This window comes from Candidatus Gracilibacteria bacterium (assembly GCA_041661045.1).
Classification (GTDB): domain Bacteria; phylum Patescibacteriota; class Gracilibacteria; order UBA1369; family 2-02-FULL-48-14; genus 2-02-FULL-48-14.
The window spans coordinates 189,057-204,901 of the sequence record JBAZVE010000001.1; the positions used below are offsets into that span (position 1 = coordinate 189,057).

Sequence of the window (15,845 nt, forward strand, 5' to 3'; positions counted from 1 at the left end):
CGCCGAATGGTGGGGGCTTTTTCGTTATGAAAACATAAATTGGGGAGTGGCAAGTTGAAAAGTAGACAACAGATTAAAATGGGCGGATTTTAAGGCGGAGTTTTGCTAGAATTTCGGCATGCGTCCACGCCTCCACTCGAACGCTTTGAAAAAAATTGTGATTTATGGCTTTTTGATGAGCTTTTTGAGCTCTTTGTTGCCCATGAATCGGGTGGCGGAGGCTCTGAGCGTGGTGGGCAGCAGTGACCCTGTGGTGGTGGAAAACCCCGGCGGCAGCCTGCCGGAGCTGCGAAACACCGGAACGGTGGAGACTCGTTATGGTCTGGTGGCCATTTTGGTGGAGGACAGTTTGTGGAGTGCCAATTCCGGCGGAAGCGGGTTCTTCTCTTTTTTGGGAACCAGCGGGCTCAAGCAGAAAATTCAAACTTATGCCGAAGATGTTCAGGCCACCCTGCCCTGGACCAAAACGGTGATCATTCAAGTGGAGGATGAAGATACTCCCGTGGAGATTCAGCGCATGCTGGAGCGGTTTTATTTTGAGGGGAACCCTGATGATTCGGATTTTACGCGACTCACCGGCGTGGTGATGGTTGGGTCTGTTCCGCTTCCCGTGGTGAATAAAAATGGGAATCGCTTTGTGTCTTTGCTCCCCTACACCGATTTTGAAGAGCCTTCTTACCTGCTCGATGAAACTTCCTTGGATTTTCTCCCCAATTTGGAGGCTCAGAATTTGCAAGCGGAGGTTTGGCATGGACTGATTGTTCCTCCACTCGATGGACAAGAAGGCTTGGACTTGTTGGCCGCCTTTTTTGATAAAAATCACAAATTTCACACCGGAGACCCCGAGTACACCTCGTTTGATGAAAAGATTTTTGTGGGGGATTTGGTCACGGAGCAGTCCGCCATCAATCCCACTTCTTACGACAGTTACGACCGTTTTGTGGGCCTTTGGGAAGAGCTGAGTTATTACCGTTACACCAACGACTTGGTGGAGGACCTCTACACGGATATGCAGGCCTCCGTGGAGGCGGGGGACTCTTTGGACAATGATGGAGATGGGAATTACGACGAGGAGGCTGCGAATGGGAAGGATGAAGATGGGGATGGTTTGGTGGATGAGGATATTGGAGATGGTTTTTTTGGAATCGATAATGATGAGGATGGACAAGTGGATGAAGATCATTTTGAAGACAACAACAACGACAAAGGTTGGGTGTACTCCGGTTACACGGACAGTGAGGCGGACACTCTGTTCTCCGACAAAATGGTGGATGAGGATCCTCCCGGAGACAGCAATGGAGACGGGTGTCCCGGACATTGCGGTGTGGACGACAATGGAGACAGTGAAGATCACGATGGAGACGGCTACCCCACCGGGCTTGAGGCTTTGTACGGGTGGGATTGGGCGAACGAGAAGAAACCTTGGCGATCGGTGAAGAACTGGACCAATGGTCAGTTTGGAACGAGTTTTGAAACAGCGGATGCCGCAACGGAATACTTGCAGGAGATGTTTGTGGACCAGTTCTTTAACGACGGACTCAGGAGCCCCACTTGTTATGCCTCCGATGGCAGCTATCATTCTGAGTGGGATGATGATGAGGATGGATTTTGTGATGAAGATGGCTCCGTCGAAATGCAAATTTGGACGAGTCCGAGTGGAGGAAGCGCCAGCGGGACTTGTGCGTATAACGACGCGGATTGCGATGGACTCATCGATGAAGATCCTCTTGGCATTCAACCGGCAGCTTTGTTTGAAGATCTTCCGGATATTCAGGCGCGGGACATTGTGGGGCAATTGACCAGCCGTTACGCGGAACTTTTTGATCAGCCTCAGGGCGTCTGGAATCGTTTGGTGGATCAAACCGGACGATATGAGACTCGCAAAAGCGATGGAGAAACCGTGCAGAATGATTACGACACCGCTATTTCTTTGATCTCTAAAAAAGATGAATTCACCCTGCAATACTTGAGGAGTTTGAACGACAATTTGGAGGCGCAGCTCAATACCATTGTGGAAGAAAATTTGGCGGAAGATATTCCCATTATTGCGGGACTTCAAATCACCGGATGGGTTCAGCGCGCGGGAGAAGGGGCCGAGTCCATTTGTGATCCTGAGGGACCTGTGGACCCGGATGGAGATAAGTGTTTACAGTTTGTGAACCACTCCGGTTTTGACAATACTCTTTTTGATAGTGAAGGTGCTCTCACCGATTTGGATGAGTTGGAACCTTCGGACTATTATATCAGCGGACAGCAGCTCTGGGATGTCCATGACGCGAACCAATGCACAAGTTTTGCAGGGACCGATGAGGAAGGCGGACAGTTGGCGCAGTTCAACACGCTTTACAGCCGTTTGTTCAGCGTGGTGGCCGCCGAAATGACAAAGGCGGATGTAAAAGATTATCGCAACTGTGTGCCTGAATTTGCCTCTTATTTGGAGGATATTCCGGAGCTGTGTGATGAAGCCACCGTGACGAAAGAAATTCGTGTTTTGGATGGGGCAAAGACGCCCGAAGCAGAGGATACGAGCCGTTGGGAAGTGGGGGCCGAAGCGTGCTTTGAATTCCGCGAAGTCTTCACCTTCAACCGTTATTCTCAATCCGTGGCGGAGTTCAACAACTGGCTCACCAATAAAATTCGTGCCTTCCGCAAAGATGGGGACGATGACGAAGCCAGCTACCAGGAATTTTTGGAAAAAGTGGAGGAAGAACGAGATCGACACGATCCACGGCCGGATGAGGCCACTTTGAGACAGCCCTTTGCCAACTTGGATATGATTGCCGCGGATGCGAGCCTGGAATACACCATGGAAGATCTGCTGATTGAGCTGGGGTACAGCGCCCCTTCGGATGATGACATCGATACTTTTTTGGCGCTGCAAGATGAAATCCAAATAGAGAATCCTTCGGAGGGCAGCGGGATGAGCGGCGTGGAGGAATTGAGTCTTTCTTTTGACAAACTCTTCCTTAAAAAAGACACGGAAGAGCTCACCACTTTGCGCAGTGAGGCGGCGGAAATTTCTTCCTTTGCCAAGCATACGCAGCCCACCATCGCCACGCTCAATGCCCAAGCCACCAATGCCGGCTCCCCCAATCTCCCCATTGATGCGACTCGACGCGTTTCTTTTATCGATGCGGAAGGTTTGGCTCAGGAGCTTGTGTACATCAATGTGTTTGATGCTCAAACTCTTGAAGCTGTCCAAGCACAAGTGGCGGCTTTGGCGGCGGACATGGAAGAAGTTGCGGGTGGAAATCGTTTTGTGAACACCGTGGAAAATTTTTATACGGGCATCAATGCCGATCAATTGGCGGATGCACTGGAATGGCGTGGACTGAGTATTGATGCCAAACATCGCTATGTCCTCAGCCATTATCTTGGTGAGGAAGAGCCTGTGGTGGCCAAGGCCCGATCGGGTTATGAAATGGTCTCTTTGATTGCCGATGGCAATGCTCAAGAGCTTTACTTTGCCTTCAACGGAGACCAGCCGGAAACGGAGGAGGATTTGGAATTTTTATACCGTAGCCAAGCGGAAATCGAGGCTGCTCTTGCCGCTGCGCAAGCGGATGCTGCGGAAGAGTATGAAGCTTTGGCGCCCGTGAGCGGCACAACGCCCGTGGTGCTGGTGGAATGGATCAATGAAATTCAAGAATGGCTGCGAGACTTGGAGGACTCTACGAGCAGCTTTACCATCGCCAGTCTTTTGGATGGTGAACAGGTTTGTGGCTCGGCCAGCGCAGCGGAAGTGGACACCACGGACGCGGACGATGATGGCATTGTGGACAGCGCCGAGGCAACGGGTTCCTTGTTTTTGAGCACGGATGAGTCCACCGTTCTGCAAGCGGGAGGTGGAGACTATCTCACGGTTTCTGTGGCTGCCAGGAATGCGGACGGAACGATCAATACCGAGGACAGCAGCACCCGAGTTGAACTCCGCATCGTGAGTGGAACGGAAAGTATTGAGATTCTTGGAACCGCTTCTCTTGTGCTCACGGGTGGCGTGGCGAGCTTCACTCTGGAAAGCGCCGCTGCCGGAAGCTTTGGCCTGCAGGCCCTTGCCGAGTCCAGAGAGGATATTCGATCGAGCGATGTTTTGAATGGAAGCAGCGAGCCGAAATTTGTGAAACTCAGCACCTATATTACGAATTTGGAGCATGCCGGAACCGATACGGTGATGGAGGGGGATCGCATTGAAATCCGTGATGAGGAAGGCACGGTACGAGCCGTTTTGAACCCCATTACCGGGGATTTGGATTTACGCAATGCTGTTGTAAAACTTTTGGAGGCCACGGAAGACTTGCCCACACGGATTTCCGTTGAGTCAGGCGAGGGCCTGGTTTATGGGGTGATCTTTTTGATCCCGGAGGAAGGAGAACTGGACATTCAAGTGCTGCACCCCAGCGCCGGCATTGCTTCCGCGGAAAATGGTACTGCTCTTGAAGAAAATGGCGTTCAAATGGGCCTGGTGACAGACCTTGGGCAAATCACTCTTAGCGCCGGATATCTCTTGGATTTTGAGACCCCTTCGAATTTAAATATCTATGATCCTCTGCATATCTTGAATGATGATGGAGAAAGTTTATTCACGGTGACCCTTGGAACCGCTGACGATGAAGCGAGTGCGGAAATTTTGAAAGATGAAGGCGAGTATTCCGATTATCTTGGCGCTGTGTTGGGGAAGATTTTGGGGTGGATGGGAGTGGGCAGCGCGAAGGCGGACTCCGTGATCCCTGACTCCGACGGAGATCTTTTGGATGATTTGGAAGAGTGGGTGATTGGAACGGTTTTGAGCAATGGAGACAGCGATGGCGATGGCTATTTGGATGGGCTTGAAATTTTCTCGGGCTACGATCCTTTGGCTGAGGGCAAGAAACTCTTCACGGATATTGGAATCGAAAATCCTGCGTATCCCGATTTGGCTCTGCTCTATTTGCGAGGTGTGATCAAGGGGTACACCGATGGCAGTTTTAGGCCGGACAACCCCATCACTCGAGAAGAATTTGTAAAAATTGATCTGGGTGCCATTTGTGAAGACTGCGACAGTTACGATGCGGTGTATGAAACGGAGCTCCTGGCCGCCTACGGCTTGGACCCCTTCCCCGATACCACCATCAATCCGGAACTTTTGGCTTGTGTGGCCGAAGCCAAGGGACGAGAAATTGTGTCCGGGTATGCCGGGGGTGAGGAGGAAGGATATTTTTTGCCCAAACAGTTCATCAGCCGGGCGGAGGCCACCAAGGTTCTTGTGGAGACTGCTGGCTACAGTGTGGATCCCGTGGCGGAGGGCGAAGTGTGGTACAGCCAATACATCGCCACTGCGGAGGCACACTCTCTTTTCCCGGAAGGCAGCCCGTTGACCACGGAGTGGTTGGAAGAATCCATCACCCGAGCTGAATTTGTGATGATGGCCGTCAATATGATCGAAGATAAAGACTGTCGTACTCCGATGATGGACAGCAATAGAAATGGAATTCCCGATGTGGAAGAACTGGATGATCCTGAGGAAATTCCTGAAGTCCCCGAAATCCCTGGAGTCCCCGATGCATTTTCCGGCTTTGGCGGATACGAGCATGGCCCAGGACTTTTTGTGGTTTCCCCCAATGCAACCGTGGAGACCATTACCATTGGCAGTGGAGAGGGTCTCACTCGTGTGAATCTTTTTACCAATGAGATCCCCGCAAATGGGGAGTCTGAAATCTTTGTGCGGGCTGAAATCCGTGATGTGGATGACCATATTTATGCCGAAGATGACAGCAGCGTGATTGAGTTTATTTTGTCCAGCAGCGAGCACGGCACTGTGGAGTCCAGTCGTGTCCGTGTGAAGAATGGCGTTGCAGAAACCCGTTTTGTGGGGACTGACTTTGCCGGAACCGTAACCGTGGAAGGCCGGATCAGTGATGGTTCACTCCCCTCCCAAAATGCGCAAATTCATCTGCTCCCCGGGGAGCCGGTGCGTGTTGTTTTGGAAGGCGAGTCTCGTGTTCTTCCTGCCGGAGCGGAAGCAAGTACAAATATGAATTTGAGTTTGTATGATTCTTTTGGAAACCTGGCCTCCAATGGTTTTTACTCCGTGTCGCTCACTGAAGAAGGGGGTCTTGAACTTTTGGATTTGAATGATGAGGACAGTTCTATGGATGGGATACAAGTCACGGTCTCGGATGGAGTGCTTCCCTTCCGTGTTCTTTCCTCCCTCACCGTGGGCCAAGCCGGTGTTCAAGCTTCCCTCCCCGAAGTTCCCAATAGCGGCGATGAATGGTTGATCGACCACAAAGAAAGCATCATCCTTAAAGTTCAACCCACTCAACCGTATCTTCTTGCGGGAAGTGCCGGTTCGGAACTTGTGACGATTCAAGCGGTGGATGAACTGGGCTTTCCCGTTTCCGGTTTTCAAGGAGAAGTGGTTTTGAGTCTGAGCGATAGCGGTTTTGGAAGTTTTTCTTCCGAATCGATTTCCTTGGTGAGCGGCAGTGGCAGCAGCACCCTAAGCCCCGGGACCCTGGCGGGAACGGGGTCTATTCTTGCGGAAAGCCCCGGACTTTTGGGTGGCAGCGGCCCCTTGGTGGTGAAGCCTGCCGATCCTTATGAGCTTCGCATTCGCAGTGAAGATGGCGACTCGGTGCTTGCCGCGGGAGAACGAGAAAAATTCTTTATTGAAGCGTACGATGTCTATGGTAATTTTGTGAGCACGGACAGCACCACAAGCGGCTCCCTGCGCCTCACGGACAGCACTGCTGAATTTGGTACGCTGTCTTCCGGATCCTTTGTGCTCAACCAAGGCCGTGCTTCTGTTTTTGTGACTAGTGGAGAAGTGAGTGGAAAGGTGAGCTTGGTGGCGGCTTCGGAGGCACTTTTGGCGGGGACTTGGGGTGGCACCGTGAATTTCACCCTTTCAAGTGAGGAGATTGCCGAGATCGACATGCAAATGCTTTACGCCTCCGTTTTGGGTGGGCCTTTTGGAGACAGCACCCAAGAAAATTATTTGGGCGCCTGGATGCTCTTTAATGGAAAAACTCAAGCGGTCACCAGTTTGACGAGTGAATCCAAACCCAAAAACCGTTTGGCCACGATCGATGCGACCGGCAGCATTGTCCTTGCGGAAGATGGGATGGTGAGCCAGGTGGTGCATGGAGCCGGCACGGACCTCCCCACTCGTATTCAATGGCGAGAATTCCCCAGCGATGCTTTGCTTGCCGAAATTTTTTACAAGGTGGGAGATCTGAGTGGCGTGAGCCCTGAGCTGCTCACCACCGATACTGATTTTGAGTTGGAAGAATCCGACGGCGCCTGGCTCCTGCGAGAGAATGCCGCCGCGGTGCTTAAAATTCGTGAGGATGGGCAAGTGGCCTTGATGGACCCGAGCTATTCTCTTGCCGTGAATGCGGCGGCGGATGGCCTGAGCCTTGTGGCCCTCAAAAACACGGATCCGGTTCTGCTCATTGATTTTGATTCCGCTTGGAATGGCGAGCTCAAAGCCCTGGAAAGTGGTTTTGTTTTGGAAGACTGGGATCGTTTGGAGGATGGGCTTTATCTTAAGCCGACGGCTTTGAGCGAGCACCGCTTGGAGCCAATTCCAACCGGAAACAGCTCCTTGAATGCCATGGGTCTTGCCCTTGTGGATCCCTCTCAAGAATTGGCGGGAGCCATGCAGCCCTCCTTGGGCTACCCCAGTCTTGAATCGGCGGAAGACAATGGCAATATTGGTTGGGAGGAGGAGAATAAACACCTTTTGCTTTTTGCCGCGGGCAATACTGTGGGGCAATCGAACCTTTTCTACCCTTCTGAAATTGGAGTGGTTTTGGGAGACCCCACCATTCAACTGCCCACTGCCGGAGACATTGGTGATTTGGGCTTCACTGCGGATATTGGAGTACCCGTTTCCGCTTCCAATGAAGACATCCATACGCTTTTGGATTTGGATTACAACGGTGACGGAACCATGGATGTTTTAGCCGCATATGAGGATGGACGCATCGAAGTGCTGCAAAATGCGGACTCCGCCGTTCGTCTCAAAAATCGAGGCGAGCTTTTATTTATTGAAAACGGGATTTCCTCCATCGGTAAAGGTGACTTCAACAATGACGGATTGGAAGATCTTTTGATCGCCACTGAGGAAGCCTGCTTTGAAGGAGAGATGTGTCTTTATACTTACGAAAACATCGGGGGCGGCTTCGTCGCCAAAAACTTAAGTCTCAGTGGTGTGTCCGGCACCCCAAAACAAATCCAAGTGGGTGATTTGAACAATGATGATTATGACGACATTGTTTTGGTGGATGAAAATTTGGTGATGAGTGTTGTATGGAATTCTGAGGGTGTGCTTGAAACTGTGAGCCCAATTAAAGATTTTGGACTTCAGGCGGATCCGGAAACCAATTTGGGTGGAGAGCTTGTGATTCATCATGAAGGCCTCAGCTCCGGTAGCGTGGGATTATCGGTCTTGAGCGATGAGTTTGCGAACTCTGATGCCATCAACACGGACTTTGGAGGCTTCCTCAGTGCGGTGAGTGGAGATGATGATTTTGAGAGTGACAGCGAGGGCCTTTCACAAGAAAAGACGCTTCCTTTTGAATATGCGGATGCCCTCAGTGAGCTCTTCACTGTGAGCAAGTCGTTGAGTGATCCCAACTCCGGGACGGTGGAGATTGGGGATGTCTTAACCACCCGCGTCAGCATCCAAAATGTTTCCGGGGCCACCCTTTCGAACATCTATTTCTCCGATACGGATTCCGGTAGCTTTGCGCTCGATTGGAATTCTTTGGACAGTGCTTTGGTCCAGGAGGGTGAAGGGTTGCGGCCCTTTATTTATGGTCCTTTTGATCTTAGTAATGGACAGCGCCTGGAGCTTGAATACGATCTTTCCGTTCAAGCCCTCCCCGCCCTTTCCGTGCTTCTCGGCCAAGATTTTTACAGTGACTATCGAGATGATGATTATTTGGATATTGCCGTAAGTCCGGAGGGCGGAAGCGCGGGCGACTTGCTGGTGTTTTACTCTGACGGGGTGGTCACGGAAGTACGAGAGGATGGATTTTTGGGCATCGGAGAGCGAAGTTTCCGTCATGTCAATTACCAAGAAAAGAAATATTCTTCTTCCACTTATGAGGAAGAATACACCGATACCGCCCCCTCCCCCCTTGCCGATTCGGATGAAGACGGAATCCCTGACTTTATAGAGGGTCTTGATGATGAAAAAGGAATCCCCGTGCCGACCGATGGCAGCTTTGATCCCATTGCGGAGGTGATGGGTGGCCAAGATACCAATGGAGACTACTACTACTCCCCCGATGAAATGTTCGTGAGTACAGAAGATTCGGATGGGGATGGTCTCCATGATTTGGTGGACGACTGGCTCATTGCGGGAACGGATGCCTTGCTTTTGAATCCGGACTTGGATCTCACCGCGGACATTCCGGAACAAGAAATCGAACTGGAGGCTTCTTTCTCTTTCTTGGATGAAGAAATTGAAGGGATTACTCAAAAAATAGAAGAAGTGGTGAGCATGTTTACCTGCAATGGGGGCTGTATCGCCTTCCCGGGCAGTGTCGCCTTTTTAGCACCGGGCGGCTACCACGACCCCACCACCGGAGCCACTATTATGACTGATTATGGGACGCCCATATTTGGCCTTTTGCCTTGGCTTCCCGTGGTGTGCAGCGGACAGATGTGTTACGCCTCCCAAGTGCTACGGCTGTATTTGGCCCCCACCACTACCTTGGGTCTTGGTATGGGTGTTTGCCTTGGGCAGTATGGCGCCGGGCAGTGTTTCGCTTTCTCCATCCCCATTCTTCAAGCGCTTGGGCTCTGTGATATGATGAATGGATTCATTACCGAAGCCTTGGCAAAAGCGACTGGCTTTGTTGCAGAAGGAGCTCAAGTGGCCTTTAATGTGGGGAACATCGTTTCGGTGACCGCGGGCACCAGTGGATTGGAGAGCGCGGTCTTCACCACTTACCGCCCTCCGGTTGCCGTGAACACCAATATTCAAGTGCCGGGCTTCCCTTCTATTTTCACAGAATGGTGGAAGGCCCAAAAAGAAGAATTCTTTAAGGTGCTCGACTTGCCCGATATTACTTTTATTTACCCGGACCCCAAGAGTCTCGTCGCCAAACCAAATCCCCTCACGCTCAAAGAAACGAGTGACCTGGCTTCCGCCGGCCCCCTTGAAAAGATTAAAATTGTGGAACAAGGCATCATGGGACTTGAAAAATGGCTCAACTGGGCTCATGGCCTCCCGCTGATCAATATTGATGTTGAGCCGGTGGAAGTTCGTTACCCCGCGCTCACGCAAGAAGAAATCGATATCACTCTGGCCAGTATGTATCTTTGGAAAGAGCGAACCGAGCTTGAGTGGTTGGATTTTAAGAATCAATTTGCTCTGCGGAATGATTTAACCGCCGCCCAAAAAGAGGTGGTGGATGGCATCAATGACACCATGGAGCAGGCCATCACCGCGGTGGAAGCAAACTTGGCCATTGTGGAAGGCTACTCCGAAATCCCTGAAAAGATTTTGGCGCTGCGGGATTTGGAAGCAACTATTGCTCAAATTATTGTGTGTTATCTGGATGCCATTTTGGGCAGCACCGCGGGCTATTTGGCTGAGAACGCGCAGCGCATCGAGGCCTGGGGCAATTGGGCTTTGGATATGCGAGACCTCCTCGATAGTTGGCAGGTGCTCGTCGATCTTTCTGCCGATCTCATGGATTCTTGCGACAAGTGCACCAACCAACGCTACAGCGCCATGCAGCTTTTGTTCAGTCTCTTTATTTTTATTCCGGACTTCCCCGTGGTGGAACTTCCAAAACTTCCGGACATTGTGATCGATGTGTCCAACATTCAAGGTGGGCTCACCATTGTGTGGCCGGATCTCAAATTTATACCCGAGCGGCTCAATATTCCAGAATTACCCGTTATTGTGTTCCCCGATGTGGATCTTAAATTGGATGCGGATTTTGATTTTGATTTGGATATCCCCACTCTGCCCGTTCCCAATCTTGATATCGAGTTGCCCCCGCTGCCTCCTCTCACCCTACCGAACCTCCCGGATCTTCCCCCTCCACCGGCCATACCGGCCTTGGATCCTTCACTGGAAGCCGCGCTCAGTATTTCCAGCAATATCTTAAAAATCGTTTGTATCATTCGCCAAGGATTTATTCCTGTGCCTGAGTTTGCGCTCAAAGCGAAAATTGAAGAAATCACCGAAAGACCCGGCGGCATTATTCTTCCCATTGATTTGGCAATTACGGTGGAGTGGCCCAAATTCAATTATGACTTTGTAAAGGAGATTCAGGTCAACACCATGATGAACTTCAGTTGGGAGATCACCACTTTTTATGACTTTATCGCCGGCATTGGGGAAAAGAGCAACGGCATGCTGACGGACTTTGTGCAGGAAAGCATCAACAAGCCTTTGGAAGAGCTCCAAAAAGACATTCAAGATGTGTTTGATCTTTTGGGTGAACAAGAATGGGACCTTGAAGTGGACGCGGAGTTTGATGGCGAAGCGAGCCCGGATGGCGCGGATGCTTCCACAGATGGAGGGGTGGGGGTTCAAGGCGATCTTGAGAATGATGGCGAAGACGCTATTCAGGAATTTGAGGATATTGAGGAGGATATTGAGAGTGGCTTTGAGTCCTACCAAGAGGCTATGGACACCGCGCTGGCCTACAAAGATCACCCTTTGGTGAAACAAAACTTAGCCATGCTCAAGAGCACTTTGGAGACCATGCAAAAAGAATTCAAGGCGTGGGATGCCGTGATGCCCGATGAAGTTTTGCTTTCCGTGGAATCGCAAGAGCTGGCCTTGGATGATCCTTTGCTTCATCGATTTGATGAGATCCGTCGCTCCCCCAATCTCGATCAAGACTTTTTGGCGAGCATTGAGGGGACTCCGCTTTCTTCGGTGGTGAGTTTGCGTGATTCCTTGCTTGCGAGTACCGAGGATTTGATGCAAGGCACCGTGGCTTTGAAAGGCATGGGAGATGAATCCTTTTACCGTTATTTGGCGGCGGAACAAGTTGGAAATCCCGTGGCTTTGGCGGGCATCGCAGCAGAGGGGGAAGCACTTTCTACACGATGGATTGAAGAACTCAATCGTGTTGAGTTGGCTGCAGAGATGGATGACGCGAGTTCTGCCGCGAGTTTCGACTCCGAGAGTCTTGAGCTTGGCGCTCAAGCGGAATCCACGAACCAAGGTTTGTATATTTATAATTCTGAAACGGGTGTGAGTGAACGATTGGTGGACTACACGCAAGAATCCGATGAGGCCACCAGCCTTTTGTTCATGGACATTGATGAGGATGGGGATCAGGACTTGGTCTACTCCATGGGAGGTGATATTTATCTAAAAGAAAATCATACTGAGACCGCAAGCGTACGAGCCGTGAGCGAAGACCCACTGGAACGCCGCGTGCAGGATTTGGATCCCGGCCAGGGCAGTGTTCACAATTTGAAACGAGGTAAAAATGATTACTCAGAGGCAAGCTTCGCGTTCAATGGCGCTGAAACTGCGGTGGGCTATGAAGTGCTTTTGTATGATTCTTTGGATGCCGAGGAGTCCAACCCCGATGAAAACATTAAAAGACTTTTGCTTTTGAATGAAGGTGAAAATGAAAGCCTACCCTTTGTGGATGAGGAAGAAAATTCGGTTGGAACCTTGCAAAAGAGCCGGCTTTGGGTGGATGCCGTCAGTGGAAAAGTTTCACTTCAAAATGCCTACCAACGCACCTTCATTGATACCAATGGAGAAATTGAGGTCGGTGAGGCCGTGATTTTTCAAACCATTGAGAACAGTGTTATTGAGTTTGATTCCGCGAATAGCTCTTCTTCCATCTCCGTTCCTGCCGGTTCCTTGCTTCACTTCTCGGCGCAAGCGGAACTGCGTTTGCGAGTTGAGCAAGGCTCTGTTTACTGGATTGATGCCACGGAAAAAGTGGACACTCAGGATCTTGAGCAAGGGATGGAAATTTTTGCGGAAGAGCTGATTGCCTTGGAAAGTTCCGGGGCCGATGCCACCTTGCTCAGCAGCGATGGCCTCTCACTAGATCTGGATCAGGAAGAACTCTTTGTTATGGACTCTCTTGTGAGTACCGATAATCCTGCGGTCACGGTTCAACTGGAAAATGGGGCTTACTATGCCATCACTCGCGCCCTCTATGAAGGAGGCGGGATCGGTACAAAATCTGAAAATATTCTCCTCAATCCTCAAGTGTGTGCGGATGACAGTGAGCCTTATATTTTGGTGGATAACGGCGGAGATGAGGATGGCGGTGATGGCTTGGTGGACAGTGATGGGGATGGGGCCTTGGAACTGGCCATTTTCTCCGTGCGTGAGCTTTCTGCCGAGTCTTCTTTCGATAGCGACAGTGCGATTGTGGATGCCTATTGGGATTTGGATGACCAAGTGGACAGCGATGGAGACGGCATCAAAAATAATGATGACCAGTCTTTGGGCCTTACGACGGAAATTGGGCCTTATGAAGACACGAGAGAGCGCATTGTTACCCTGTATGTCACGGACAGTGCCGGGAATACTGCTGTGCAAGAGATTGCTGTGGAAATTTATGTGCCTGCCATTGTGCTCACCGAAGCCACGGTGGATTTTGTCCGAGGGATAACGGATCCGCTCAGCCCCGATTTCCCCTTCCATTTGATTCGCGATCGCAATGGAGTCCTGAAAGAAATAGGAGAAGGAGCCGGCACCGATGCCTATGGGGAAATCTATGAGGAATTGATTCCTTCCAACCGTTTAGCGGTTTACGATTCCACCGGAGAGGTGGTTGCCGAATTCAATCCCGTCACTAAACAAGTGCTGGTTTACGACTCCGCCTATGCCTCTGCAGTGCTGCCCGCGGGCGATGAATGGCCTTCTCGTTTGGTGGTTTACCAAAAGAGCTTTGGGGCCGTGGTGGGCAGTTTCCTCTTTGTGAATTCCGCTTCCACTCAAATCCGTGAGGTCGCCGTGCCTTTGGAGAATTTGGATCTGTCCATTTACGATTATCCAACGGTCTACACGGTTTCCGATTCCGAGCACTACGAGTTCACGCAAAATTCTTTGGTTGCACGCAATTCTCTTGGGGCGCTGGAATTTATGCTGAGTCCCAGTGGCAGCATCAGCATCTTTGATGAAAGGTATCACTTGGTGAAACGAGCCGCGAGTTCTCTGGATGAATATCTTGTGATTGAGGTTTACGATGGTGATCAACTCGAGCTTGAGATCTGGCCCGGAAGCCCCGATGCGCTTCACCTCACCACCACGGAAGAGTTGGATCTGCCCGGTTCCGAGCTCTTGAATCCCGGCACTTCCGGCTCCGGCAGCACACGGCTTGTCTTTGAAGATATTGATGAAGATGATCCTTTGTACAAAAATCTTGTAGAGCTTGTGGAGCGCGGCATTTTGGAGGGGTATACCGAAAACGATGCGCAGTACTTTAAGCCCGATCAAGCCATCAACCGTGCGGAATTCACCAAGATTATTTTAGGAATCCTTTGTATTGTTCCACGGGATGAGGCGGAGGCACTGCCCTCTGTTTTCAATGATATTTTGGATCCCACCGTTTGGTATTTTGGAGTGACCAAAGAATCCTTCTTGCGAGAACTCATCACGGGTTACTTGGGAGAAGTCGATTCTGCCGGAGTGGCTCCATTTAAACCCAACAAAACCATCAGCCGTGCAGAGGCGGTTAAAATTGTGCTCGAGGCTTTGGATAAAGAAAATATTATTGAGCTTCCGGAGAATCTTGTGGGAGAGCCTTGGTACGATCCTTATATGAATATCGCTCAGGATTTGACCCCCTACTTGGTGAGTGATTCCACCGCGGGCAGTGAATCGTTTATTGTGACTAAGGAGGAAGCCAAAGATCCTTTGCATGAGCTCACTCGTTATGAATTTGTGGAAATGTCTGTTCGTGTACTGGAGGCTTATAACTGTTTCGATTTGGACAGTGATGGAGATGGACTCTTCAACATTGACGAAGAGACCGTGTACGGTACCGACCCCTACAATCCCGACACCGATGCCGGTGGCGTGGACGATGGCAGTGAGGTGGACCGAGGCAGTGATCCTTTGAATGGAAGGGATGACTTTGCGGATGACTCCGGCGATGGGCTAGAGCCTGGCATTTATGCGGTACAAGAGCCTTGTATTGCTTGTCCTTGCACTGCCACCATCGATTATGCCGCGGAACTTCGACCGGGGGATACTGTGTTTGCTATAATTCAAAATGCCGCCGGAGAAATCTTTGGAATCAGCAACTCATTAACCCTAGAGGAATGATGCCTTTGCCTCAAAAATTGGAGTCCCGACTTTTCTTGCTTTGCCTCAGCTTGATGCTGGTCTTCAATGGTTTGTTTTATGCTCTTGCGGAGGAGACAACGGGAGAAACCGTTGCTACCGAGATCGAAGGTGTGGACTATGCCTGCGGGCAGGCTGTGACTGAACAGGCCTCTGTCCTTATTGACTCTTACCAAACCTTTTTGGATGACTATTTTAAAGTGGATACACCTTCCAGCAGCCAAGTGGATCATGCCATGCGTTACTACCGATACATGGAAAGTTCCATTGAAGCCATTTATGAAAACAACTTGGATCTTTATGCCAATACGACTCTCCAAGACAGCACCCAGGCGAGCAGTGATTGTGCAGGCAGACGAGATTTCTATTTGGATGTCGCCCGCGCTCTGCTTCAAAAACAAGTCATCGCTTCTGCGAACAGCAAGCGCACTTTTGAAGTGATCGATGGTCTTAAAATCATGAATGCCGATTTGGAAGAATTTTCCGATGAGTTCAATGCTGTCTTCCCCGCTTACTTCAATAAATTCAACAATGCTTTACCCTGTTACGCTCGCCAATGCATAGT

The 15,845-nt window shown here is 50.6% G+C and carries 1 protein-coding gene; it reads left to right on the forward strand.

Annotation, left to right across the window (positions count from 1 at the left end):
• Positions 1–118: 118 nt before the first annotated feature.
• Positions 119–15,844: an S-layer homology domain-containing protein gene (locus WC777_00950; GenBank protein ID MFA6023773.1), complete on the forward strand. Its 15,726-nt coding sequence runs from the start codon at positions 119–121 to the stop codon at positions 15,842–15,844.
• Position 15,845 lies beyond the last annotated feature (1 nt).